This window comes from Agrilactobacillus fermenti (genome assembly GCF_021030645.1).
Classification (GTDB): Bacteria; Bacillota; Bacilli; order Lactobacillales; family Lactobacillaceae; genus Agrilactobacillus; species Agrilactobacillus fermenti.
Genome location: NZ_JACGCJ010000030.1, coordinates 1 through 25,600 on the forward strand (window position 1 = coordinate 1; position 25,600 = coordinate 25,600).

Consider the following 25,600-nt stretch of genomic DNA (forward strand, 5'->3'; position numbering starts at 1 on the left):
TTTGCTTTAGACTTCCTTCAGATTCCACCTCACGGTGGACACCCTTGTCCTCAACTAATAGTTCCGACTACTACGGTCTATAGTGGACTTTCACCACCAAGTTAGCGCCCATGCCGGGCGCACTAAACAAAAACACACTGATATTCTAGTTTTGCCGTTAAATGACGGTAAAACAAATATCAGTGTTTTTTTATACTTACTAAAACGACCTAAGCATTGACCCTGCTCATTTTAGCTTCATAAGTATTCACAATGTCATCGATCAAGGCCTGATCATGCAAACCAGTCACTTTTTTGACAACAGTAGCCACATCAGTATCCTTTAACATTTTCTGTAATTCGACACTTTCAGCATCTTGGACTTCATCAAAAGTTAAGATCATTCCAACTGTATCTAATAGAGTGCTATAATCCAAACCACGATCTTTTAATTCACGAATTGGCCGAATAAAACGTTCATCGTAGCCTAACTTACGAATTGGTGTCCGACCGACCCGCAAAATATCATCGGAAATATAAGGGTTTTGAAAACGGCTGATAATCTTATCTTGATAAGCTTTTAAATCAGCTTTATCAAAATCCCATTTGGCAATGAGCAAACTACCAGTTTCATTCAAAACTTGTTTTAATTGTGCTAATACCTTGTCATCTTTGATTGCATCGCCGATTGTCTTATAGCCTAGGTATTCACCTGTATAAGCAACGGTTGCGTGGCCAGAGTTAACCGAGAAGAGTTTCCGTTCAATATATGGTTCCAAATCAGGGACATAAACAACAGTGTCCAATTTGATTTCAGGGTGTTTCATTTGTGATTGATCAACGACCCATTCTTTAAAAGGCTCTACAGAAACGGCTAATGGATCTTCATGATGTTGAATAGGTACGATTCGATCAACAGCTGCGTTAGGAAAACCGATATATTGATCGGCAAATTGCTGTCCAGTAGCGTCCAAATGTTTATAAACTTCACCTTTTAAAAATTGTGAGCCACCGATCATATTTTCACAAGCAATCACATCTAATGTAGTTTGATTACCTTGCTGTTGGCGTGCCTTAATGCCGTCTGCAATCAATTCAGCAATAAATGGTAGAATCTTAGGCCCAATAGCTGTCGTGACCATATCTGTTTTTTCAATAGCAGCGACAACTTTTTCAGGGTTGTTTTTGTTATTGATGCCATCTACATTAGCCACATGAATTTTTTTATGATCTGGTGCCGCCAATTCAATATCATATTCATGACGTTGATTCAAAGCATCAATGATCGTTTCATTCACATCAACAAAATCGATACTAAAGTCATTAGCTGCTAAAGTTTCACCAATAAATCCTCGACCAATATTTCCGGCTCCAAAATGAACTGCACGCACATTAATCAACTTCTTTCAATAAATTAATAACTTCTTCTGGCGATTGTGCATCCGCCAATTTTTCAACATTGTTAATATCGCTGCAATATAAAGCAATAGAAGATAACAATTCCAAATGTTCCCCATTTAATCCAGCAATACCAAATACAACAGTTACCAGCTTTTCATCAGCTGGGTCATCGCTAAAATCAACGCCCCAAGGGTATTGAATAATTGAAATACCTGTCTTTTTGATAAATTGCTTGCCATCTTCGGTACCGTGGGGAATCGCGATGAAATTGCCCATATAAACCGAAACATCTTTATTCCGAGCAATCATTGAGTCAATATAACCAGGTTCAACATTTCCGTTATCAACTAATAGTTGCCCCGCTTGACGAATGGCCTCTTCTTTTGTCTTAACCGTCTGACCTAATTTGATCAAATTTTTGTCTAAGGCTTTCATCAACCCACCTCCTAATTTTTTAAATTTATTTGCTTAAATATTCTTTTTAGAAAAATGGAACTAACTAAGTTGCGTACAGGCTGTGTGGTCGTTGCCGTTTGAAAAAGTTTAAGATTAGTTTCATTTTCAACAACAGACCCAGAAATATCCCCCAGCAGATCGGCCGTAAAATTAGATAATTCAGTTGGTGCAATCATAAAGAAAGCCCGTTTAAACGTCATTGGCTGATAATCCATCCCCATAGTTGTCAATGGGTTCGTCAGCTCGTAAATTGCAAATAAAGGTTGACTAATCTCAGCAGTCGTTGTGTGGACTAGGGCTAGCCCACTATCCGGCAATCCAACTGGCGCACGCTGCATTCGACGCAATAACGCATCGGCAACGATTCGAGGCTTACGCACATAAACTGGCCGCAGCCGCTTTGTCAATAGTAATAAGGTTTGCGCCAAGTCTAGGTCACGATTATCAATCACAGTAACTTCAATGGAATCCAAGATTTGTTTTGCTTGCTGCATGCGATCGTACATGTGATCAAAATCTGCTGTTGCCTGATGTGCCGACATGTCCGGTACCACTGGCCGCTGTCCCGAATGAACACCAAACTGATTAACTAAATAATTTTTTATGTCTTTTACTTCATCATCTAGTAACAACGGTGAAATAACTTTATAGGGGTACTTAAAACCTGGCAAAAAAATCGTTGATAATACCAAATCATAATGGGCCATATCTAAATGATTCAGCTCAGCAACTCGGGAAACTTTGAATTCACTGATCTCGGGAATCATTTTTTTCAGCCGGCTCTCTAAAACTCTAGCGGTACCAACACCATTCGCACAAAGAACAAGTGCCCGAATCGGCCCAACTTTACGCTGCTGTTCAAAGGCTGAGGCAAAGTGTAACAGGACATAGGCAACTTCGCTGTTAGAAAACTTTTCATCTGGAAAAATTCTAGTCAAAGCAAGTTGAATTTGTTGGTAAAGTTTCGGGTAATTTGTAACCACATTTTGCAGCACTTGATTATTAATTTCTGGCAAAGCAGTGGTTGCACGATGCAGTGTGGCAGCTAGGTGCGCCATTAAATCAGTAAACAAAGTACTGTCGCCACGAAAATCATAGCCAAATGTCTGACTAACCATCTGAATGAGATTGCGAACTTGATAAGATAACCGTAAATCATAATCATCCATTAACGCATGTCCAGTTAATGTAAAACTCATGCCCTGAACTTGCTGAGCCATAAATTCTAATTCCATTAGTGTCATTCGACTACGGATCTCGCTCGGAAATTGCTGATATAGCTCAATTGCGATCGGCTGATATTTGAACAACGCATTTTTATCGACCTGATCCAATTTTGTAATCAACTTCCCTTGTTGGATCCGTTGCGCTGAAACTGTCAAAATGATGATCAACTGTTTCAACTGACTATCAGAAAAATGAGCAAAATTTGCTTTAACGCGCTGGCTGATTGACTGACTGGCCGTTCTCAAAAGTTTGGCGTCCATGGTCGCAATAAAATACTGTGAATCTGATTCAGCGGATAGCCCAGTTTGATTGGTATTATTCAAATATTCAAAGAATTCATACTCGTTGATTTCACTGGATAAAACACCACTGACTACTCGACGAACATTACTTTCCTTACCACTCACAGCAATGCCCTTTGCCTTGATGCGATTGATCGTCAACTGATATTCCGTAAAAATAGGCTCAATCGTATTCAGGTCTTGTGTGATCGTTGCATTACTTACTTCAAACTCATCGGCCAATGTCTTGGTTGGTACAATTTGATTGCTTAACAATAAGCGAACGGCCAATGCACTTTGTCGAGTGACAACGGACGAAAAAGACAAGTTGTCACTTTGCAATAATTCATGTTGCAGTTGATCCAGGTCAGCTTTAGCCGCCACCAAATGGTAAGTGCCCTCTGTTTTCACAAGCTGGATTGTAAGATGTGCCAAAGCCGTCTCCAGACTGGATAGTTCACGATAAATCGTGCGTCGACTTACATTAACGCCTTTAGTTAAATCCGAAATTGTTAATCCCTGCGGATTTCTCAGCATTAATAATGCAATTTCTGCCTCACGATTGGATAGATCCATAAATTTCAACTTACTTCCCTATAAAATTATTTATTTTAATTCAGAAATAAGTTTATCATACTCTGGTGCATCCACGAGGTCATTGACTACAAGCACTTGAACGTTCTTAAACGATAATTTAATACGTTTGGCTGTCTCTTTACTAGCGATAACAAGGGTACTATCCTCATCGATCACTTCACCTACAGCTACATTCTTGACTTTGATACCTGACTTAGCGGCTTTCTTAAGACTAGCCTTAAATAAAGATCGACCCATTGTTGCCGAACCAATATTTTGATCATGATGGATAAAATCGATTTCAGAAACCTTGCTGGCATCAATATTTTGCAATTCTGAAGTAATATCTGTTGGCCTATCCGTGGTTTCTTCTGCCTTAGGATCAGAAACTTCTTTCGTCTTCAAACCGGTAACGATCTCATCATATTTTGGTGAGTTCAAGAAATTCTCGACAGAAACATGGACAGCTGAAGGTGTCTTTTGCAATGCTCGATTAGCTAATTCATCCTGAGTAACGACCAGCAATCCTGGTTCATCTTTCAAATTATTAATGGCTGTATTCGTAACTGAAAGGTCCAGTCCGGCTTTTTTGACTTTATCTCTTAAAATCGAAGCGCCCATCGCAGATGAACCCATGCCTGCGTCACAAGCAAAGATAATATGACTAACATCACTAGCTGTTTGCAAGATTGCTTTAGCATCTTCTGTATTGGCACCCGCAACTGTGCCAGTGCCTTTAGCATTATTCTTCATATCCGCCATCTTAGCTTGTCCGGCTTTAATATCGTCGATTTCAGCCGTCTTATCACGTTTTAAAATCACCATTGAAACTAAGAAGGAAGCCACTGTCGCCACAACAACCCCACTCAAGACGGCGACATAATTGCCAACACCTTTTGGCGTCATCAATAGCAGTGAAATAATGGAACCCGGTGATGGTGAAGCTTTTAAACCAGCCCCTAATAGGTTAAACATGAATGTCCCAGATACCCCGCCAGCAATAACTGATAGGAATAAAGTGGGTTTCATTAAGACATAAGGGAAATAGATTTCATGGATACCACCGAAGAAATGGATAATAGCAGCACCAGGTGCACTACTTTTGGCTGTGCCTTTACCAAAAAACATGAAGGCTAACAATACGCCCAGACCAGGACCAGGGTTTGGTTCCAGTAAAAAGAGGATCGACTTACCAGCCTCTGCTGAAGCTTGAATACCAAGCGGTGTTAAAATACCTTGGTTAATCGCATTATTTAAGAATAAAATCTTCGCTGGTTCAATGAAAATATTGGCTAACGGAATTAGATTGCGAGCAATGATCCAATCAACACCTGTTGCTAAAGCCGCACTTAAACCAGAAACAATTGGGCCAATGCCAAAGAATCCGATAATAGCAAGAATCATACCTAAAATACCGGCCGAAAAATTGTTAACCAGCATTTCAAAACCTTGACGTGTTTTTGGCTGTGCCCAGGCATCAAATTTCTTAATGCACCAGCCACCTAAGGGCCCCATCATCATGGCACCAATAAACATGGGAATATCTGTCCCTACAATGACCCCCATCGTAGCAATCGCACCAACAACACCACCACGATGATCATAGACCATCGAGCCACCTGTAAATCCAATTAATAATGGCAGTAAATAAGTTACCATCGGGGTAATCATTTTTGCGAGTTGCGCATTGGGAATCCAACCCGTCTTCATGAATAAAGCTGTAATCAACCCCCAAGCAATGAACGCACCAATGTTTGGCATGACCATTCCTGAGAGCTTGCTGCCTAAGCGCTGTAATTTCGTTTTAATAGAAGTTTTTTCTTTGGCTACTGAAACGCTTTTTGCATTTGCTTCCATTCATTTTTCACTCCTTTCAATCGCTTACATATTACATTGTAAGTGCTTACTTATATCTCCTCAATGACATCTTTGGCACAGTCGCATGTGCCAAAACTTAATTTATGCTGTGATTAAAAAAACAGTCAGCCATAACGAAACACCCGTTGCTGTGTGATTGTCGTTTGATGACGCCTATTTTAATTTAATAACTGCTTAAAGAGACGACCTTACCTATTTATAAAAATATAAATCAACTATATAGGAAAGATCTGAATTTATCGAAATACTTGCCACTACGCAACTGTTGCCAATTTTTACCCCAAGCTTACCTCTTGACAGCCGATTATAACCATATTATAATTGGACTATACCAAATAGAACAAAGCTAATAAGAAAGGGAGTAAGTTGCATGCACGTAATTGTAACGAGCAACGATACAGAAGCAGGAAAAAAAGCTTTTGAAATAATTAAAGATGCGATAGCTAATGGTGCCAAAGTTTTAGGTTTGGCTACTGGTAGCACACCAGTCAAGATGTATGACGCCATGGTCAACAGTGACGTTGACTTCTCACAAATGACATCCGTTAATTTAGATGAATATGTTGGCATGGCACCAGATAATCCACAAAGTTATCGCTATTTCATGCAAGAACACCTCTTCAATAAGAAACCATTTAAAAATACCTATGTCCCAAATGGTTTAGCTGAAGATGCTGACGCTGAGACAAAACGTTATAACCAAGTGATTGCTGATAATCCAATTGACCTGCAAGTCTTAGGGATTGGTCGTAATGGTCACATTGGTTTCAACGAACCTGGCTCACCTTTCGATGCTCAAACACGGAAAGTGCCATTAACCCAATCAACAATCGATGCCAATGCTCGTTTCTTCAAAGATGAAAACGAAGTGCCACGTTATGCCTACTCCATGGGTATCGGCTCCATTATGAAGAGCAAGAAAATCATTTTAATGGCTTTCGGTGAAGACAAAGCAGATGCCATCAAAGGCATGATTGAAGGTCCTGTAACTACGGATCTACCTGCATCAGTACTACAAGATAAAGACGACGTTACTGTCATCGTTGATAAAGCTGCTGCTAGCAAGTTAAGCCAAAAATCCATTGACGAAACGCTCAACGCTTAATCATTTCCAATAATAACAATCATACAAAATAAAAAGAGACACACACCGATGAACATAATTTTATCGGTGTGTGTCTCTTTTATGGTCTCGACTTATTTTGGTCTAGTTCAATTGACCTGGTACAGAAGCAATACAATCCAAATCCCCAGCTAATTGCCAACTTGAAGCTGCGGCTGTCAATAAGAAATGCTGACCTGTTTTCAATTGATAGGTTTGATCGCCTACAGTTAACGTTCCCGTTCCATTTAAAACCGAAACTAAAGTAAACGGATATTGCTTTTCAAAATTTACAGTATCCTTGATCAACCAGTGATAAACGTTAAAATATTTAGACACGGGCGCGGATACCAATGTGATCAACTTAGAAGCACCCTGTGTTGTTTCGGTTGTATTGGCTGCAACTGGCGCAAAGGGAATCTGAGTCACATTAAACGCATCGTTCAAATGCAGATCTCGTTTGTGACCGGTCTTAGCGTCCACCCGATCATGATCATAGAGCCGGTAAGTGGTGTCACTACTCTGTTGTGTTTCCAGAGCCATAATACCCTTATTCAAGGCATGGACTGTCCCACTAGGTACATAAACAAAATCCCCGGTCTTAACTGGCTGTTTTCGCAATAACTGATCCCATTGCCCTGCTTTGACCATTGTTTCAAACTCGGCCTTAGTTTGAGCGTGGTGTCCAAAAATCAAATAAGCGCCTGGATCAGCATCAATAATATACCAACACTCTGTCTTACCCAAATCATGTGCATTTACCTTTGCGTAGGCATCATCAGGATGTACTTGAACAGATAAACTCGCTTCGGCATCCAGAATTTTTGTTAATAATGGAAATCTTTCGCCAGGATAGTTATCAAATAAAGGCCGATCGGTCTGCCAAATTTGGGCTAATGTTTCACCGGCATGTGTGCCATTTTCAATGACGTTAGTCCCATGAGGATGTCCAGAAATTGCCCAACACTCGCCAATATCGTCTGCAGGCAATTGATAACCAAATTGGGCTAATTTCTGTCCACCCCAGATTTTTTCTTTAAATACAGGTTTTAAAAATAAAACATCATTCTTTTGCGCCATATAAAAACTTCCTTTATCTAAATTAAGATGTAAAACGACGTGATTCCTGACAGAACGCTTGCACGATCCGATCCCGTTGCGCCAAGAAGGCTTGATTATCTGCCTGGGGATGCACTCGATTGGTCAACACAACCAGAGCATTCTGATTGTGTCGATCAATGATCAAGAAGGTCCCTGTATATCCCGTATGATAAAGCAGCACATGCTGATCCTGTGCACTTAATTGAATATCCCAGCCTAATGACCGCGGTTGATCTGGCAATTGACTATAATTATGGAAGAGTGATTGAATGGTTCCTTGGTCAAGAGGCGCGGTTTCAGGCTGATATTGGCCTAAAATCCACTGTGTAAATTGAACCACATCTGCTAAATTACTAAACAAACCAGCCGATGCGCAATGACTGCCTAAAATACGAGCCTTGGGATCGTGAACGATTCCCTGCAACAGTCCCTTTTGATCATCATACGTGGTCGGAATAGCCAACCTGGGATCTGGTGCAAATGTCGTGTTGTTTAAATTTAAAGGTGCCAGTATTTCTCGCGTCAGCGTTTTTTGGACAGGTTCATGATAAATAGCTTCGATAATGTAGCCTAAAAAAATCAAGCCAATATCTGTATATTTAACCCGCCGTTCAAATCCTGGTCCGACACCTAAATGCAATAAAGCTTGTTTTAACTCAGCTGGTGGTAATTCATTGCGATGTGGAATGTAACCTTCGATTCCTGACGTATGTGTCAACAAATGCCAAATCTGGACGCGTTCATCTTGGAACCCAGGCAAGAAACGTTGGATCGGTGTGGTCAATGACAATTGCTGGGCTTGAATCAACTTTAAGATCATGGGCGTCGTCGTCATCACTTTAGTCAACGATGCCAAATCATACAAATAATTAGGCTGTAATTTTTTAACCTCTGGCAGCCATTGCTGATCGCCAAGATAAGATATATATGTATGTGCGCCGTTAATTAGTGCACTACTGACACCAGGCACAATCTTTTGCTGGACCAATTGTTGTATCAGACCTTTTGTTTCTTCAAAAGCCATTTATTTCATACTTCCTTAAGCCAAAGATAACCATAGCCGAATATTATTAGGATCTTGCAACATCAAATATTCATTGGCTTCTGAGTAATCAAAATTTGTGTAGCCATTATCTTGCAAATTATCGACTAGAGTAACCATATCCCGTTTTTCCGGCAATAGAATATTCACAAAATCTAGCCCATAATTGTTGTCCTGGACTAAAGCCAATTTTTGATTCTCAGGTGCCAAATTAACGCCAATATGATGATGATAATCCCCCGCTGATAAAAAACGTTCCTCAGGATTGCCCGTTGGTTTTAGTGAAAAGCCTAAAACTTTCGTATAGAAATCAGCCGTTTTCTGCAAATCTTTAACTGCTAATTGGACATGACCGATTGTTGTACCACTAGGTAGACCGGAAAAAGAACCCCTTTTCTGGTCTAAAATAACTTTGGCATCAATATCATGCGTCATTTCATTTTCCCAATCATACTTGTCCATTGATGTCCACTTTTCAATGGTTTTATCGACAGCAAATTCTACACCATTGCCTTCAGGATCGGTAATTGCAAATACTTGACTGTACCCATTCTCGTAAACGCCCGTCAAACTAATACTGTTGCTCTGGATATGTGTCAAAATCGTGCCTTGCTGACTTGAATGGGGTAATAAGATTGCAAAATGTTCTAGGCCAGTAACCGCTTGATTAGGCATAACACCATCAATTTCACGTAAAGTCAATAATACCTGCTGATTGACTCGGACCCCCAAGTAGCTCGTATCTTGCGTTTGCTTTAACAAATCAAAGCCAACGATTTTTGTATAAAAATCAGTCATGGCGCTCAAATCTGAAACCTTTAAAGCAACGAAACCAATACGCGTTTCTGGTGCAATTCGAAAGTTTTCCATCATAATTCGCCTCACTAAGCTAAAGAAATTAAACTAACCAAATTTAAACGCTCTAGACCAATCATACCACACTTTTAAAAACGAAAGTGCTGATGAACCTAACCGCTTACACATTATTATACCTAAAAATAGTGGTCAACAAACAAATTTGCTTTGTCTGAGACCACTATTTACGTAAAAATTTTAAACTATAATTAAACTGCTAAACTACCTGAGAATTGGCTATTGTATAAATCAGCATAGAAGCCATTTTTAGCTAATAGTTCTTCATGTGTCCCAGTCTCGATAATACTCCCATGATTCATCACGATAATATTATCCGCATCTTGAATTGTTGATAATCGGTGAGCCACCACAAAACTAGTCCGCCCCTTCAGCAACTGATTCATGGCATGCTGAATCTGTAATTCTGTTCGGGTATCGACAGAACTCGTAGCTTCATCAAGAATCAAAATGTCAGGATCCGCTACAAAAGCACGTGCAATCGTTAATAACTGCCGCTGCCCTTGAGAGATATTAGAGGCTTCTTCATTCAAAACTGTATCATAACCATCTGGTAACTGGCGCACAAACTCATCCACATGAGCAGCCTTAGCAGCAGCAATTATCTCGTCATGCGTTGCTTCTTCACGGCCGTACTTCAAGTTGTCATAAATTGTCCCTGTAAAGAGCCAGGTATCTTGTAGCACCATTGCAAAATGAGCACGCAGCGCTTCGCGACTCATGTTCCGAGTATCCCGGCCTTCCAGCTTGATCGAACCAGCCTTGATATCATAAAAGCGCTCCAATAAATTGATGATTGTCGTTTTGCCAGCACCAGTTGGCCCAACAATGGCAATCATTTGTCCAGGATGCACATCTAAATTGTAATCCGTTAATAACACCTCTGACCCATCATAACCAAATTGAACATGCTCCATCGCAATTTTACGCGGATCATTTGGCACGTCAGGAATTTCTACCTGAGTGTCCACCATATCTGGTTCATCTAAAATTTCAAAAATACGCTCAGCCGAAGCAATAGTTTGTTGAATGGTGTTTGCCAAATTAGCTAACTGAGAAATTGGTTGTGAGAATTGTTGGGTATATTGTAAGAAAGCTTGAATATCCCCTAAGGCAATCGTCCCATGAGCGACTGCTGTCCCACCGACAATCGCCACGACGATGTATCCTAAATTATTGACGAATGTCATTAAAGGCATAATAAACCCAGAAATCATTTGTGCTTTCCAGGAAGCACTAAATAAACGATCATTTTCGGCTTTAAAAACAGTCAGATCCTTAGCTTCATGATTAAAACTCTTAGTTTCAATATGACCACCATAAGTTTCTTCGACTTTATTATTTAATAACCCTAATGATTTCTGCTGGGCAGCGAAAAACTTTTGTGATCGTGGCGCCACGATGCCCATGACGATCAAACTTAGTGGGATGATGGCTAACGCAATCAGCGTCAACTTCCAACTGATGGTCAACATCATCCATAACGTGCCGATGAACATGACAGTACTAGTAATCACCTGCGTAATGTTTTGCTGCAAGGTATTGGCAATATTATCCATATCGTTGATTGCCCGGGACATAATATCTCCATTTTCATGGGTATCATAATAATTGATCGGCAAATGTTTCATCTTACGTTTCAGATCTCGCCGTAAAAAATAAACCGTCCGTTGGGAAATACGCGTCATCACAAATTGCTGAATAAAACTGAATAAAGCTGAAGCGAGATACATCAAAATAACGATCAAAATGATGTGCTTGATCTTATCAAAATCAATTGGATACCGACTGACCGTCATACCTGCTTTTTGCTCAGCTGTTCCTCGCATGACACCCTTGAAAATTTCTGTCGTTGCTTCACCTAAAATTTTAGGTGTCCGAATCTGAAAAATTTGTGAAGTGACCGCAAAAACAACCACGACGGCTAAGCCGATATAATATCGACGCATATATTTGAATAGTCGACCCGTTGTACGCCAAAAGTTTCTCGGCTTGGAACCGGGAAGATTCGCATGACCGCCACCAAAGCCATGACCACCGCCACGGGGTGATGACGTTCCATTATTATGCTTGGTCTCACTCATCGACTGCCGCCCCCTCTCTAATTTGAGATGCCAGAATATCTTGATAAACTGGACTATTTGTCTTCAACTCTTCATGCGTGCCGTAACCAGCCATTCGGCCATTATCTAATACTAAAATCTCATCTGCAGAAGCCACCGTTGAAACTCGCTGACCAACAATCACAATAACTTTATTTTTCATTTGCGGATCATTAGTGAGTGCTTCACGCAACTGGGCATCCGTTTTAAAATCCAAGGCTGAAAAAGAATCATCAAAAACATAAATCGAAGCATCCTTAACTAAAGCTCGCGCAATCGCCAAACGCTGTTTTTGTCCACCGGAGAAGTTATTTCCCCCCTGCTCAACAGTCATATCTAAACCTTTACCAGTTTCTTTGACAAAATCAGAAGCCTGGGCAATGTCCAGCGCATGCCAGATAGCCTCATCCGTAGCCGCAGCGTTCCCATACTGCATGTTTTCACGCAAATTGCCTTTAAATAATAGGGCCTTTTGGGGAACCAACGAAACTTGATCCCGTAAGTCGGCCTTAGTCACATCGCGAACATCTAGTCCGTTGACTAGGACACGCCCTTTTTCCACGTCGTAGAATCTTGGAATCAGATTGACGAAAGATGACTTACCGGAACCGGTGCCGCCAATAATAGCCAAGGTTTGGCCCGCGTGAACAGCCACATTAATATCAGCTAACGCTAGTTCTTCAGCTTTGCGATAGCGATAGTCCACATGATCAAACTGCAAAGCTGCTTGTGTCTTTGCAAATGATTTAGGTGCCTTAGGATCTTTGATTTTTGTATTTAAATTCAAGACTTCGTTGATCCGGTCAGCGGCCGCTTGGGCTCTTGGTAAAAAGACAAATACAAAAGAAAGCATCATAAAACTAAATAGGATTTGCATCGCATAGGTCATGAATGCGATCATGTTCCCAGTTTCAGTCGCTTGGTTGGCAATCAAATTAGCGCCCATCCAAGTAATCCCAATATTTGTACCCGACATGATCAAGGTCATTAAGGGAAACATACCGGCCATGATTGAAAATACTTTTAAAGCATTGTTGGTGAAGTCGGTATTGGCTAGATCAAATCGTTTTTGCTCGAAATCATCCCGGCGAAAGGCACGGATAACTCGCACACCAGTCAAGCCCTCACGAAATACCAGATTCAAGCGGTCGGTTAATTTCTGCATCCGTTTAAATAATGGCACCGCAAAGTACATTAGACCGCCAATAACGATCAACAGAACTGGAATGACATAAATAAAAATCTGGGTCAATTGATGATCACGCTGATAAGCTAAAAAACTAGCGCCGATGAGCGTGATTGGCGCCATGATCATCATACGTAGCATCATCATCATGACGTTTTGGACTTGGACCACATCGTTTGTTGTCCGCGTGATCAATGAACTTGTTCCTAAGCGGTCAAATTCATCGTTCGAATAATTAGTTACTTTCGTAAAAATTTCGTTTCGTAAATCTCGCCCTAACCCTTGAGAAATCCTCGAAGCTAGGAAAACATTGCCCACTGCGGCAATAATACTAATGAGTGAAATCCCTAGCATTTGGATTCCAATGCGCTGGATCAAAGCAACATCCCCATTGGTAATCCCTTTATTGACAATATCTGCTGTCAATTTGGGCAAGGACAAGTTTGCAATCACTTGAATGATCATAAAAACAGTCGCTAACAGGACTGCCCAAAATGATACCCGCTTCTTAATTAGTTTCCACAATCTGGTCACATCCCCTTTTCTTTTTGAGCGCCAAACTGGAGCCACTCAATAATTTGATAAAATTGATGCTTTGTTGCCGCTAGATCATAGTCTGGCTCAACTTGTTTCTTAAGATAATAGTGCGCCACACTTTGATAAAAAACGCCCATCAAAATATGCATTAACAGTTGGTAATCTTCAGATCCCTGAATTTTCAGTTTTTGCCAATCTACATTATCAGGTAGGTCGATTGGCCGCCTTGAAGGATGATTTTGATGCTTAAAGCGGTCGGATAACTGCTTACTGCGGGAATAGTCCATATGCAAAAAGACATTCTTATAAAAAGCCGCATTTGTTCCCATGATCGCATCTGTCAACAAATTACCAAAATAGTGTTTGAAAGCAGCGAAGAGGTCGCCCTGAAATTCATCTAAAGCATGAAACCAGTCGTCGATCGAGGCTTGCCGCTTACTTTCAATCAGATAGTCATAAACATCAGTTTTATCATAAAAGTACTGATAAAAGCTGCCTCGAGGAATCTTAGCAGCTTGGACCAAATCGGTAATAGAGACTTCATCAAAAGGTGCTCGAGAAAATTCATGAAATGCCGCATCAACTAGGCGTTTTTGCTTGGCAACATCTAAGTTAAAAAAGGTTTGTTTCGGCATTTTAACTCCTTTACAAAATATGACACCCTGTCACATGACAAGGTGTCATTATACGCTGAACCGTTCAAAAGTAAAGTCTTAAATCTGTAACTTTGCACGAATTTGTTGGCGATCGGCACTATTGACCAACTGAACTTGGCAGTCGCCCTGATGATACTGCACAATACTAACGCCCGTATTCTTGATCAACCGCTGGGGCACTTGTGTCGGATCTAATAGATAGATAAAGGTACTTAACACCAGTCCATGTGATACAACCAAAATATTGCCATCTTGAACCTCAAATCGGTTTAAAAGTCGGCCAAAACCAGATAACAACCGCTCTTTTACTTCTTGATAAGACTCGGCTTGGTGGGTCGGATCAAGTTGATGTAAGGCGTTGATAAAACCTAAGAATCGTTTAGGATCATTAAATAGCAACACCGTTTTTTGCAGGCCATAAGCATGCACCATCCGCATAAAAATATGGCGATACGTCACACCTTCTAAATTGCCAAAATTATACTCCCGTAAAAATGAAACTTCTTCCAGTGGGACTACTTGATCTGCAGCTTTGAGAATGGTTTGTGCAGTCATTTTAGTCCGCTGACTATCACTGCAGTAAGCATGTTTGATGGGAATTATCTGTAAAATATGGCCAACTTTTTCCGCAGCAGCAATCCCCGTTGGTGTTAGTGGTGAATCCGTTAAGCCTTGTAGACGGCCTTTTTTATTTGACTGGGTTTGACCATGTCGAACCAAGATCAGATTAGTTGTCATTTCCCCCACTCCTTACTATTATCAACAAATCATGCTAAAATTAAGCATACTCATTTTTGGTCGCGCTACGTTTACAAATATAATAATATTATGGAGTTTAATATGACACAAAACAAGTCAGAACAAAATATTCAGATCCTGGAATTTATCCAGAAAAATCCCACTAAAGTCGTCTTAGAGCCCTTAAACTATGCGAATGTTCTAACCTTTGGACTATCCGATAAATACTACTCCTATGACGTTAAACAATTCCCAGATCGAAGATTACACGTGTTACGTATGCCAACAGCTGAAATTCAGTCTAATCATGACTTATTGACTTATTTTTTCCAAATGACCGCTGAAAAATCTAAAAAAACTTTTGAAAATGTCTGGCTGACAACCTCGCATCTAACGGATCTGGGCTTACTATTAGTTGAGCTGTCTTTTGAATAATGAAACATCGTGACTATGCTCGCATCTTTAAATCTCTGCGCACGCAATTACTGACATTTGTACTGGTTGGTTTGATGCTACTAATTTTACGCCAAATCTTTACCACAATTTGGTTAGTTTTTGCCTTTTTCGGTTGTGTCTTATACTGTAGTTTACTTTTCATTGGTTTGATTTTAATTTGGATTTTAGACCGAAAAAGTTAACTTTAGCTTGTATTTTTAGTCATTGTCAGTTAAAATATTTTTTGTGCCATTATTGCCCGTTGGTCAAATGGTTAAGACGTCGCCCTCTCAAGGCGGAGTTGCGGGTTCGATTCCCGTACGGGCTATAATTAAAACAGCAGAGAACAGATGAGTTGCCCCAAAACATTGTTAAATCAGTGTTTTGGGGCTTTTTGTTTTGCTTAAAACGGCAGAGAACGGCAAAAGTCTTGTCACCAAATCACTTTAAAAACAGTAGTTTTGCCACCAAAAATCCTCTTTTGGTGACAAATACTTTAAGATCAACACTTTTAAACTGAATTAAATCCACTCTATGAATATATATTGAGTCACCTCTATTTCAATTTCTGTATTTTGTGTTAATGAGATTTAATAAAAGTGAAAGGAGGCAATATTATGAAAAATATCGATAACTATAACCTGTTCTTAAATACCGTATTCTATTTATTTGCTCTACTGTTACTGGTCGCAACTGTGTTCTTCGCTCACTTTACAAACTTATTAGCTCTTTTATGCGTCGATGCACTTGCTATTTACTTGCTGATTAAGCAAATCTACATTGCCTATGATCGAACATAAGAATCACACGACCATAAAGTACGGGGACATTAGCATTGGGATGTTGTTAAAACCAGGCCCTGTTAAAACACCCGTTATTTCTATGGCCCCTGAAAAACAACACTAAAACCTTGACTTCATCATATTCTCTCGTCAACCGGCCATCGTTTCTTGGCAAAAAGGCACGTACCCTGAATAATAAGATTATAAATCTAATTATAAAAAGGAGCGTTAACTATGGTCAAAACCTTAAAAGCAATCAATTGGCTGCCCTTGATTCTTTGCATCGTGGTTATTCAAAGTATTGGGTTTCTATCAAGTTTGTTATCCGGCGATATACGTCAAACTTATAATAACTTGAATCAACCGCCATTTTCACCACCTGGACCTGTTTTTGGCATTGTATGGCCCATCTTGTATTTATTTATCGGCATAGCCTTATACCTGCTGATTTCGGCTCAAGTAACCAGCGGTTTAAAACGAATTAGTTTGATTCTATTCGGGGCTCAGTTGTTGATCAACTTTCTCTGGACGATTATTTTCTTCTCTGGGAACAACTACTGGCTTGGCTTTGCATTAATTATCTTACTAGATATTTTAGTTATCGCTTGTATTGCGCAATTTAGTAAAGTTCAAGTCTTTGCCAGTTACTTGATGGTGCCTTATCTCATTTGGATCTTATTTGCCACTTACCTATCTTTTGGCGTTGCTTGGTTAAACTAATTTGGCGATAAAAGCATTAAATTCATATTTGAACAGAAAATTTATCTGAACTTGAAACTTTTCTTCCACCCCGTTAGTTATAATGAATTTATTGGGAGGAAGCATAGATAAGTCACCGGTTGGGTGGCTTTTTTATTTTGAACGCGATATAAAAATAGCCATCTACCTAATGTAAATGACTACGAAGTTGTATTAAATTTAATTAAGCGGCAACTTGGGGATTATGTTTGAGCGCTTTGATAGCCGCTTGGATGGTAATACCTTGACCCATCTTGTTGTGAGCATCAACAACAGTAAATAATTGAGTTTCGGTATTTAACATAATTTTGTATTTCATATCTAAGGACCTCCTAAGGTTAATAATTAGACGGTCGTTGGTAGCGATTGGTATAACTATACGCTTCTCAAAAATTATTGTCAAACTTTTAGGTTCGTATGTTAGAATGCTTGCAGTAACTATTTTGAACGGGAGGCATAACCTTGCCAAAACAATACTTAAAACTCGACCAGGATGATCAACCCTATTATGATCAATTAATAACAGCTGGTATCTATCCGGAAGCCAAATTTTATAGTTTTGCTAAAAATGACTCTGAGATTGAATATACGAATCAGCATTATCGTGCCCAGACAAAAGATCATAAAATTAGTTCTGAAGATATCCCATTATTTATGGGGTGGCTTTTTCACTCAGTTGTACAGAATTTTTTGGATGTCCAGCAGACCGATTTTAATTTAGCTATGTTTGATAATGATTTTGAGATGTATCAGCATTGGCTCGGTTTAGCAAAGAATTTTCCAGCATTCTATCAGTTTTTCTTTACTCAAGCCACAGACTTCTTTACGGATATTGTTTTTATTGATGATCAGGGTCAACAATCACAACCCTATCAAGAAGTCGCGGACTGAACCCTTTAAATTAAATTTAAGCTTCGATTAAACTTAGACCATTGTTTTAATTTCTAAGCTAAATAAGCTATAATTTTAGTATTGAATTGACTAGGAGGTTACACGATGAAAGCCACTAAGCTTTTTGTGAGCATCGTGCAGTATTTTATCGCGGTATTTATCGTGTTCCAGACATATTCTGCTTGGTCACAAAGCATCACCACTGACTCAAGTCAAAAAATTGTTTATACTGCTTTTACCATTTCAGCCTGTTATTTGATCAGTGGCATTATCAACATGGTCTACTACCGATCAGAATCATTCATTCCGGAGATAATCTACTTCATCTTCATGTTTGTTGGCTGGTTCTTTGCCCGTAATGACGCCGTTTTGTATAACTTTTTAAACGTGTGGGCTTGGTTAGGTTTATTGCTTGGCGTCGGCTTTTTGCTCTGGCATATCATCAAAGTTGTCTTTACGGATGCTGGTGATCAAACGGATAAAAAAAATACTAGGCATCGACGTGGCGGTCTGACCACTGATCCTGCGTCTGAGGCATTTGAACCAGATCAGTCAGCCGCTTATTTAAATCAGCGTCCGCAATCGCAACTTTCCAGACAACCGGGGCAAAATTATCGTCAACCACAACCTTTGAGAAACCAACAATTACCGCCTAGACAGGCAAATACTGATTTTGTACCAACCAATCAACTACCGCCCCGAAATCCAAACTTGCGATCAGCCCCAATGCCTGATAATCCGATGGCCCAACCGATAAGGTCAAGTATGACTGAAACACCGACGCGGGAATCTCGGCGGCAACGACATCAAAAATCTGGCAATTCCAGACGGAAACGCCGTTAAAATTGGCATATAAAAACACTGTCTTAACCTGAAACATCTTGTTAAGACAGTGTTTTTTTGTTACTTAAATTAGAATTGTTTTATCCCAAAATTTTTACGGAGAATTTGACGCCAACTGTTAACGAACGGCATCTGCTGCAGAATTTTTTGCACCCATTGATTTGTCGGCAATAATGCTAATAATTGATGACTAGAAAATTGGGAAAATAATAAGTTCTGACCGTATAACTGGCCAAGCCGGCTTTGAAAGTCTGGTGAATCGAGACATTTCAAACCTTTATTGGGATTATTACGATCACCAAGCAATAAATGTGCCTTAGGAAAATCCGTTTTAAGATCAATGGGCCGCTGCTTATGGTGTTGGGCGATAACTATCGGTAAACGAATATACCAAACTAACCGCTTTCGCTCCAAAAATAGACAATATTGTAGTATTGCCTGACTTAACGAATCTAACCTAAACCAAGGCACCTCATAATCTGTACGCGCTAATAAATATCGTATCCGAGGCATCAAGTTCCCAGGATGGTCAAACTGCGACCAAATTACCTCAATTTGCTGAGCATTTTTCAACCATGAAGGATGATTGGCGATTCTTAACGTCAGCCACTGCATGTGCTGCCCTTTTTGACGCGATAATAGCCAATAAGAACTCACACTGTCATGAGCAAAATTGACACCAACAATATGCACACCGAGCGGCAATGCTTCGCCCACAGCAGCCAACATCTGCTGGCGATATTGTGACTCAGTTGATTTTGCCAGTTGCTCCAATTGTCGGTGAGTCATCTTTAATAGCCCTCTTTAGTGATTAGACTGCTCAACCTTGCGCTCATAAACCTTGCTGCCCACCGCATCAATTGTCCACATCCAAATCATATGGCCCAACAGTTCAGAAACATGCTCTTCCATTGGTTGATCTTTCGCAGCGGGCACGACTTTCATAGCGGGTAAAGCAAATAAATGTGCCCCAGCCCAAGCGCCAATACCAAATAAAGTGCCGTGACCTAACTTAAGAATTGGCAAATAATGCCCTAATACCATATAGGCCACACCAAAAGTTGTTGAAAAACCATAATGAACCAAGTAACTTGGCCAAGGTAAATCGTGACCGTTATAACTATACGTTGCATGGGCAGCCTCAGTGCTGACACCAAAGTTTTCTAATGTTTGCTGCGGCGGATTCGTCGCATCCCGAGCTGGTGTTCGGGGTGGCATCAAATTTTCCCAACCCATTTTGACCATGCCAGCGATGATACCAGCTGCCGTTCCAGCTGCAATAGCAGGCCATAATTTAAATTTTGTCATGAAAAAACCTCCTCACGTAATTTAAAGCTATTATACAACGTGGGACTATTTTTGACATGATTGGCGGCTGGTATGGACTCAAATTCTAAAGTTAATTGTATTTCATATAGTAATGTTATAATTGTAATTACTATTGAAAATAAGCAGGTTATCTATTTGGTTTCCTAAGCAACAATATCTTTTTCAACAAATAAATGATTCAGTTATCTAATTACAACTTCAAAAAGCTTTCTCTCTTTTTTTTATATTTCAAGCTAAATTTAGAAAGGTAAATTCTTATGGCTAAAGAAAACAAAAATGCAACTTTCAGTGTTGATCAACTATTAGAAAATTTAATTGGTGCTTATTTTTGCGGCAAGAATTATGTTTTAAATGGAAAAGAAATGGATCGTAAAGAATCCAGATTACTCGCTTATTACTTACTTGATCTCGTCGATATATTAGAACGTTCAATAAGAAGTCGCACTGGAAAAGAGTTAGACTATAACTACAGACCAGCAACTGGAACAGTAGACCTACTGCCCTTACAGTTACTAGTAGAAAGATTAAACAAAGAATCCAACAGAAAAAATTAAACGAATGTTACCCCACTCTGTATTTTTAATAGAACATATAAAAACTTTGAATTTCCTTAAAATAAAAAAATACCTATAAACCTTGTCACATCAAGGTTCATAGGTATTAAATCGAAACTCTGGTAAAACTAGTAAACACTCAAAAATGCCGATGGCAGGAATCGAACCTGTACGGGATAAAATCCCACAGCGACCTGAACGCTGCGCGTCTGCCAGTTCCGCCACATCGGCAACAACATATTATATTTTACCAGAAATCAGCAAAATTAAAAGCATAAATTTTAAGAAGGTATTTTATGAATAAAATCACATTAGATTTCGTCAAAAAAACCGTTATTCCAAGAAAGTCCGCCACCCACAAAGGCAATTATGGCCGCATTCTGATCATTGGGGGCAACCAAAATTTTGGTGGTGCTGCGATTATGAGTGCCACAGCCGCAGTTTACGCTGGTGCAGGTCTCGTCACTACAGCCACGGATCCAATGAACTTTACCGCACTACATGCGCGCCTACCCGAAAGTATGGTTTTAGATTTTAATGACTTAGATGCTTTGAGCACTATGATGGCAAAGATGGATGTAGTCGTCATTGGCCCTGGCCTAGGGACCGATGCACCTAGTGAACAAATTTTACGGACTGTTCTAAATCAAGTCAGTGAAAATCAAAGTATCATTATTGATGGCTCAGCAATCACACTGATTGCCGCCAAAAAGTTAACCTTGCCTAGACAAGGTCATCTGATTTTCACCCCGCATCAGATGGAGTGGCAGCGGCTATCAGACATTACGATTGCGAACCAAACTGACGCAAATAATCAGCAGGCTTTACAAAAAATGGTCACTCAAAACAAAAACATCTATCTTGTACTCAAAAGCAACCAAACAAAGGTTTACTTACCTAATCAGGAAATTTGGGTAAATACAACGGGCAATCCCGGAATGGCGACGGGTGGCTCTGGCGATGCATTAACAGGTATTCTAGCAGCTTTTATTGGTCAATTTAAACCATTGTCTGCCAGTATACTTGCGGGTGTTTATACCCACAGTGCCGTAGCTGATCAAATCTATCAAGAACAATATGTGGTTTTACCACAACGATTAAGTGAACGCCTGCCCTACTTCATGCATCAATTAGCTGATCGTTCCAACCAAGCCCATCAATTAGGCTTTCATTTCTAACATAGCGATTTCATCAACAGTTAATGCTCGGTAAGTGCCGGGCTCTAACTGATCATCTAAAACTAGGCCGCCCATTTGCACGCGTTTTAAGGTTAATACTAATTTATCCACCGCTTTAAACATCCGCTTGATTTGATGAAATTTTCCTTCCGCAATTGTTACCCGCACAAGCGAGACTACTTGGTCTGCGCTTGTTTCTTTTTTTAAAATTTCCAGTTGCGCTGGTTGCGTTGTGAAATCTTCTAATTCGATACCTTCTGCAAAAATAGCAATATCTTGTGCCGACACGTCCCCCTGCACTTCTGCTTCATATATCTTAGCCACATGATGCTTAGGACTCAAAAGTCGATGTGCTAACTGACCATCATTACTGATTACCAATAACCCGGTGGTATTCTTATCTAAGCGGCCAATCGGAAATAAATCAGCTCTAAAATCATTAGGCTGTAATAAATCGATCACTGTATCATCAACCTTGTCATGCGTTGCCGAAAGGACACCAGCCGGCTTATTCATTTCGTAATAAAAATTGACTTGGTAAACCAATGGAATCTCATCAAATGTAACTTCATCTTGTGTTGCCTCTACCTGAAATTTTGCATCTTTTACGATGGACCCGTTCACTTTGACTCGTTTTTGTTTCAGCAGCTGTTTCACTTCTTTTCGTGTCCCGATCTGCAAATCAGCGAGATATTTATCTAAACGCATATTTAATTCCTTTCATCGAATCATTAACTTCTATTTAATATTTAATCGGCGTCGAATGCCAGCAACTCGAGACCCTAAAATTCGATCTGCTAAATGAAATTTTAAAGTAAGATAACCATAAATAACAATCCCAACGAGTACGCCGAATGCCAGCGGTATAACGGTCATAAAACGGCTGTATGGATTGATAAATAAATAAAGGCCTTTGACTACCAACCAAACAACGATCATCATCATAGTTGCAAAAATAACAATGCCGAAAATACGCCGCAATAAGCGATTCAAGTTGAACCCATAGATCCGATATAACGCCCAAAACATAAAGCCACAGGCAACGGTCATACCGGCTAGAGTAGCTACCAAAGGCCCAAACACCCTAAAGAAATAAATCATAGGATATTGTAAAATAATTTTGGTAATGACACCGAAACCAAGATATAACATCGCTTTTCGGTTCATATAAAGGCCTTGTAATACTGAAGCTAGAACCATAAATAGACCCAAAAAAATTGCGAGGTAGCTATAAAATTGTAATACGACGGTGCCTAGTGGAATGGCCCAGGATTGTAAGTCACCAGAATTATAAAATAAGACGTATAGTGGGTGCGCCAAGGCGGCCATGCCAAATGATGCCGGCACCATGACAAACATAAATAACTCCACCGCATCATTAATTTGTGTCTGAATCCCTTTGATATCTTTACGGGCGTGGGCGCCAGATAGTAATGGCACCACAGTTAATGACAAGGCAGTGGCTAAAGACACCGTAATCATCACGAGTTTATTCGCATTAAAGTTAAAAATTGCAAACATCGCATCAATCGTATTTTGCGAAGCATTCACAAAATCACGCATCATTGGTGGAAAGGTATATTGATCAATAACCTGAAAGAAAGTTGTCCCGCTATCTAAAATGATGAATGGGATGGCTTGGTGGATGATTTCACGAATGATCTGTCCAGTTGAGATATTGATCTCATTGGCGGAATTAGCGGCCAATTCATCCAAATTAGGCTTGCGTTTCAGGTAATACCAAAATAGGATCCCGATCCCCGTGATTGCCCCAATAAATGCCGCAAAGGTAGATTGAGTCACCGCTGAAACATAATTACCACTACCTACCCGCATGATTAAATAGGTCAGTAATAACATGTAAGCTACTCGACCCAGCTGCTCAAAAAACTGGGATAAGGCTGAAGGCGCCATCTCATTGTAGCCCTGGAAAAAGCCTCGGGTAATACTCATCATTGGAATTAACAATAACGCAAAACTCAAGGAACGAAATAGTGGCACCGTTCGTTGATCGACTTTAAATGTGCCAAAATCCATGGATAGTATTGGCGCACCAAAAAACATCACCAGCGCCGCAACAAAGCCAAACAAGGCCATGATTTTCATACCCTGTTTAAATAATCGTTGACCTAGCGCATATTCATTCAAAGAATTATAATGGGCTACTTGCTTTGAAATGGCCCCAGGGATGCCTGCTGCCGAAATAACTAGAAAGATGCTATAAATATTGTAACCTTTACTGTAAATTGCATTTGCAGATGAGGAATGTGCCCCCATCCAAGTTGTCCAAGGAATAATATAAATAGCACCTAATACCCGGGAAAAGATACTACCAGCAGTCATCCAAGCTGAGCCCTTGAGCAAGGAACTTTTAGACGATTGCACTGGTTTATCTTCAGTATGTGCTGTTTCTTGAGCACTTATTTTTTCTGGCGAATTAGCCATTGATCCGTTCTCCTTTAAAACACGATTAAACTACATTGTAAGTTATTCTCCCGTCCGCCGCAATTTTATTTAAGTGAATTTAAAAATTAATCCCTAAAAATTTAAGAATTATAAAATAAGTCTGAGCACATGGCAAATTAACGTCACAAACGGTTTATCTTAGAAATAAACATAATGGAAAAGTGGCCAAGAACAAAACATTCGTTTCGTCTCAGCCACTCAAATTTACATAACCTATTGTGAGTTATTTTAACTATTGCTCGATCCAACCGCCGTCAATTGGAATCACAACGCCATGGATAAAATCAGCCCCATCACTCAGTAAGAATAGGGTTGTTAAAGCAACCTCTTTGGCTGTCCCCCAACGCTTAGCTGGTGTCTGTTGAGCCACAGCTTTAGCCATGGCGCCCGTTCCAGCAAAATCGGCAGCATTCATGGGTGTATCGATTGCCCCCGGCGCCAAGCAATTCGCACTGATTCCCTTAGCCGCATAATCATAATCTAGTTGTTTCGTATAGCCAATCACTGCATGTTTGGCTGCGGTATAGACGGCGCCGCCCCCACCGGCAACTAAACCGGCAATCGAAGCCATATTCACGATTTTTCCATGGCCGTTTTGAATCATGTCCGGTAAAAATGCATTGACTAATAAAAACTGACTTTTTAGATCTGTCTGCATGAATGTATCCCAAGTCTGGCTGGTTGTCTCTAGTGTGGGCCGGTAACCATCGAGTATCCCGGCTGTATTGAGCAAAAACGCCATTGTTTCTCGCCCAAGATCTTGCTTTATCTTGGTAACAGTTTGTTGCAGCTGATCTTCTTGACTTAAATCACAGCGATAAAAATTTAACTGCTGCGGATAACGGTCAAGCAACGTCTGCAAGGCGTTGCCAAGTTGGCGATCGGTCACATAACAGTTGGTACCTTGCTGTAAAAGTTGTAACGTTTGTTGGAACCCGATCCCAGAATTTGCACCGGTGATCAGCGCAGTCTTGCCAACTAATTCAGGATAAGTTGGCTGCGTCACTAGTCTACTAATACCCAATCATCTGCTAAAATATCACAGACTGTCGGTTGAAACATGGAAAGTGCAGGTTCCTCTTTGGTACGTATCAAGAAATATGGTGTGACTGCTTCACCATTTTCTAAGGGCTGTTGTACTTCAAAAATATAAAGCTCTGAGCCACCCCAGCCTTGGCGAACTGCTTTTTTGCCGTTTTTAATTTCTGGTAAAATCTTTTCAAAAGTCATCCAAACACCTCAAAATTCA

Annotated in this window: 26 protein-coding genes and 2 tRNA genes; 9 read left to right on the forward strand and 19 right to left on the reverse strand. The window is 40.1% G+C overall.

Annotated elements, in window-relative coordinates; translation table 11 throughout:
- Nucleotides 1-209: 209 nt before the first annotated feature.
- Genes FHQ08_RS10325 through FHQ08_RS10340 form a run of 4 tightly spaced genes read right to left on the reverse strand, consistent with a single transcriptional unit; the run spans nt 210 to nt 5,777 of the window.
- On the reverse strand, nt 210-1,370 hold the full coding sequence (locus FHQ08_RS10325; protein ID WP_230914369.1) for a mannitol-1-phosphate 5-dehydrogenase: 1,161 nt from the start codon (nt 1,368-1,370) through the stop codon (nt 210-212).
- A 1-nt stretch (nt 1,371) separates the two neighbouring features.
- Entirely contained in the window at nt 1,372-1,815 is a 444-nt protein-coding gene (locus FHQ08_RS10330) for a PTS sugar transporter subunit IIA (protein WP_230914339.1), read from the reverse strand.
- Between the two features lie 11 nt (nt 1,816-1,826).
- A complete protein-coding gene (locus FHQ08_RS10335) occupies nt 1,827-3,920 on the reverse strand; it encodes a BglG family transcription antiterminator (protein ID WP_230914340.1) in 2,094 nt (697 codons plus the stop codon).
- 30 nt (nt 3,921-3,950) lie between these two features.
- Complete coding sequence (locus FHQ08_RS10340) at nt 3,951-5,777, reverse strand: PTS mannitol transporter subunit IICB (protein WP_230914341.1); 1,827 nt, start codon at nt 5,775-5,777, stop codon at nt 3,951-3,953.
- A gap of 391 nt (nt 5,778-6,168) precedes the next feature.
- Here FHQ08_RS10340 and nagB point away from each other — a divergent pair, with 391 nt between their 5' ends.
- On the forward strand, nt 6,169-6,903 hold the full coding sequence (gene nagB / locus FHQ08_RS10345; protein ID WP_230914342.1) for a glucosamine-6-phosphate deaminase: 735 nt from the start codon (nt 6,169-6,171) through the stop codon (nt 6,901-6,903).
- A gap of 102 nt (nt 6,904-7,005) precedes the next feature.
- Here the strand turns inward: nagB and manA are convergent, their stop codons facing one another.
- The 7 genes from manA to FHQ08_RS10380 all read right to left on the reverse strand — a co-directional run bounded on the left by manA (nt 7,006) and on the right by FHQ08_RS10380 (nt 15,135).
- Nucleotides 7,006-7,980, reverse strand: coding sequence for a mannose-6-phosphate isomerase, class I (gene manA, locus FHQ08_RS10350; RefSeq protein WP_230914343.1), 975 nt, complete (start codon nt 7,978-7,980; stop codon nt 7,006-7,008).
- Nucleotides 7,981-8,002: 22 nt separating this feature from the next.
- Nucleotides 8,003-9,025: a serine hydrolase domain-containing protein gene (locus FHQ08_RS10355; protein ID WP_230914344.1), complete on the reverse strand. Its 1,023-nt coding sequence runs from the start codon at nt 9,023-9,025 to the stop codon at nt 8,003-8,005.
- 15 nt (nt 9,026-9,040) lie between these two features.
- On the reverse strand, nt 9,041-9,916 hold the full coding sequence (locus tag FHQ08_RS10360) for a VOC family protein (RefSeq protein WP_230914345.1): 876 nt from the start codon (nt 9,914-9,916) through the stop codon (nt 9,041-9,043).
- Nucleotides 9,917-10,107: 191 nt separating this feature from the next.
- A complete protein-coding gene (locus FHQ08_RS10365; protein WP_230914346.1) occupies nt 10,108-12,000 on the reverse strand; it encodes an ABC transporter ATP-binding protein in 1,893 nt (630 codons plus the stop codon).
- Nucleotides 11,993-13,729 carry an ABC transporter ATP-binding protein gene (locus FHQ08_RS10370; protein WP_230914347.1) on the reverse strand — a complete coding sequence of 579 codons (1,737 nt, stop codon included), beginning with the start codon at nt 13,727-13,729 and terminating at the stop codon, nt 11,993-11,995. Before FHQ08_RS10370 ends, FHQ08_RS10365 begins: the two co-directional genes overlap by 8 nt.
- A 5-nt stretch (nt 13,730-13,734) precedes the next feature.
- A complete protein-coding gene (locus tag FHQ08_RS10375; protein ID WP_230914348.1) occupies nt 13,735-14,376 on the reverse strand; it encodes a TetR/AcrR family transcriptional regulator in 642 nt (213 codons plus the stop codon).
- Between the two features lie 78 nt (nt 14,377-14,454).
- Entirely contained in the window at nt 14,455-15,135 is a 681-nt protein-coding gene (locus FHQ08_RS10380; RefSeq protein WP_230914349.1) for a histidine phosphatase family protein, read from the reverse strand.
- A gap of 102 nt (nt 15,136-15,237) precedes the next feature.
- Here FHQ08_RS10380 and FHQ08_RS10385 point away from each other — a divergent pair, with 102 nt between their 5' ends.
- The 4 genes from FHQ08_RS10385 (at nt 15,238) to FHQ08_RS10400 (ending at nt 17,072) form a co-directional block, all read left to right on the forward strand.
- A complete protein-coding gene (locus FHQ08_RS10385; protein ID WP_230914350.1) occupies nt 15,238-15,570 on the forward strand; it encodes a hypothetical protein in 333 nt (110 codons plus the stop codon).
- 257 nt (nt 15,571-15,827) lie between these two features.
- A tRNA-Glu gene (locus FHQ08_RS10390) sits at nt 15,828-15,898 on the forward strand.
- Nucleotides 15,899-16,187: 289 nt separating this feature from the next.
- Nucleotides 16,188-16,370, forward strand: a complete 183-nt coding sequence (locus FHQ08_RS10395) for a hypothetical protein (RefSeq protein WP_230914351.1) — start codon at nt 16,188-16,190, stop codon at nt 16,368-16,370.
- A gap of 216 nt (nt 16,371-16,586) precedes the next feature.
- The gene (locus FHQ08_RS10400) at nt 16,587-17,072 is read left to right on the forward strand and encodes a TspO/MBR family protein (RefSeq protein ID WP_230914352.1); all 486 of its coding nucleotides are present in this window, start codon (nt 16,587-16,589) and stop codon (nt 17,070-17,072) included.
- Between the two features lie 202 nt (nt 17,073-17,274).
- On the opposite strand, the gene FHQ08_RS13045 is transcribed toward FHQ08_RS10400, so the two are convergent.
- The gene (locus FHQ08_RS13045) at nt 17,275-17,409 is read right to left on the reverse strand and encodes a hypothetical protein (protein ID WP_269073940.1); all 135 of its coding nucleotides are present in this window, start codon (nt 17,407-17,409) and stop codon (nt 17,275-17,277) included.
- 143 nt (nt 17,410-17,552) lie between these two features.
- Between FHQ08_RS13045 and FHQ08_RS10405 the strand changes: the two genes are divergently transcribed.
- Together FHQ08_RS10405 and FHQ08_RS10410 are read left to right on the forward strand one after the other, a co-directional pair.
- Complete coding sequence (locus FHQ08_RS10405) at nt 17,553-17,981, forward strand: hypothetical protein (protein ID WP_230914353.1); 429 nt, start codon at nt 17,553-17,555, stop codon at nt 17,979-17,981.
- Nucleotides 17,982-18,086: 105 nt separating this feature from the next.
- The gene (locus tag FHQ08_RS10410) at nt 18,087-18,824 is read left to right on the forward strand and encodes a hypothetical protein (RefSeq protein WP_230914354.1); all 738 of its coding nucleotides are present in this window, start codon (nt 18,087-18,089) and stop codon (nt 18,822-18,824) included.
- 69 nt (nt 18,825-18,893) lie between these two features.
- Here the strand turns inward: FHQ08_RS10410 and FHQ08_RS10415 are convergent, their stop codons facing one another.
- Together FHQ08_RS10415 and FHQ08_RS10420 are read right to left on the reverse strand one after the other, a co-directional pair.
- Complete coding sequence (locus FHQ08_RS10415) at nt 18,894-19,613, reverse strand: hypothetical protein (protein ID WP_230914355.1); 720 nt, start codon at nt 19,611-19,613, stop codon at nt 18,894-18,896.
- A 15-nt stretch (nt 19,614-19,628) separates the two neighbouring features.
- A complete protein-coding gene (locus FHQ08_RS10420; protein WP_230914356.1) occupies nt 19,629-20,132 on the reverse strand; it encodes a DUF1440 domain-containing protein in 504 nt (167 codons plus the stop codon).
- Between the two features lie 278 nt (nt 20,133-20,410).
- On the opposite strand from FHQ08_RS10420, the gene FHQ08_RS10425 reads away from it, so the two are divergent.
- Nucleotides 20,411-20,707 (forward strand): hypothetical protein, encoded by a 297-nt coding sequence (locus tag FHQ08_RS10425; RefSeq protein ID WP_230914357.1) that lies wholly within the window; start codon nt 20,411-20,413, stop codon nt 20,705-20,707.
- Nucleotides 20,708-20,853: 146 nt separating this feature from the next.
- Here the strand turns inward: FHQ08_RS10425 and FHQ08_RS10430 are convergent.
- Nucleotides 20,854-20,938 (reverse strand) — tRNA-Leu (locus FHQ08_RS10430).
- 65 nt (nt 20,939-21,003) lie between these two features.
- Between FHQ08_RS10430 and FHQ08_RS10435 the strand changes: the two genes are divergently transcribed.
- Entirely contained in the window at nt 21,004-21,885 is an 882-nt protein-coding gene (locus FHQ08_RS10435) for an NAD(P)H-hydrate dehydratase (protein WP_230914358.1), read from the forward strand.
- On the opposite strand, the gene FHQ08_RS10440 is transcribed toward FHQ08_RS10435, so the two are convergent.
- The 4 genes from FHQ08_RS10440 to FHQ08_RS10455 all read right to left on the reverse strand — a co-directional run bounded on the left by FHQ08_RS10440 (nt 21,868) and on the right by FHQ08_RS10455 (nt 25,581).
- On the reverse strand, nt 21,868-22,593 hold the full coding sequence (locus FHQ08_RS10440; protein WP_230914359.1) for a pseudouridine synthase: 726 nt from the start codon (nt 22,591-22,593) through the stop codon (nt 21,868-21,870). The two genes, FHQ08_RS10435 and FHQ08_RS10440, sit on opposite strands and share 18 nt — an antisense overlap.
- Before the next feature lie 30 nt (nt 22,594-22,623).
- Nucleotides 22,624-24,330, reverse strand: coding sequence for a putative polysaccharide biosynthesis protein (locus tag FHQ08_RS10445; protein ID WP_230914360.1), 1,707 nt, complete (start codon nt 24,328-24,330; stop codon nt 22,624-22,626).
- A 253-nt stretch (nt 24,331-24,583) separates the two neighbouring features.
- Nucleotides 24,584-25,375, reverse strand: a complete 792-nt coding sequence (locus FHQ08_RS10450) for a 3-oxoacyl-ACP reductase (protein WP_230914361.1) — start codon at nt 25,373-25,375, stop codon at nt 24,584-24,586.
- Nucleotides 25,357-25,581, reverse strand: coding sequence for a DUF2829 domain-containing protein (locus FHQ08_RS10455; RefSeq protein ID WP_230914362.1), 225 nt, complete (start codon nt 25,579-25,581; stop codon nt 25,357-25,359). Before FHQ08_RS10455 ends, FHQ08_RS10450 begins: the two co-directional genes overlap by 19 nt.
- Between the last annotated feature and the right edge of the window lie 19 nt (nt 25,582-25,600).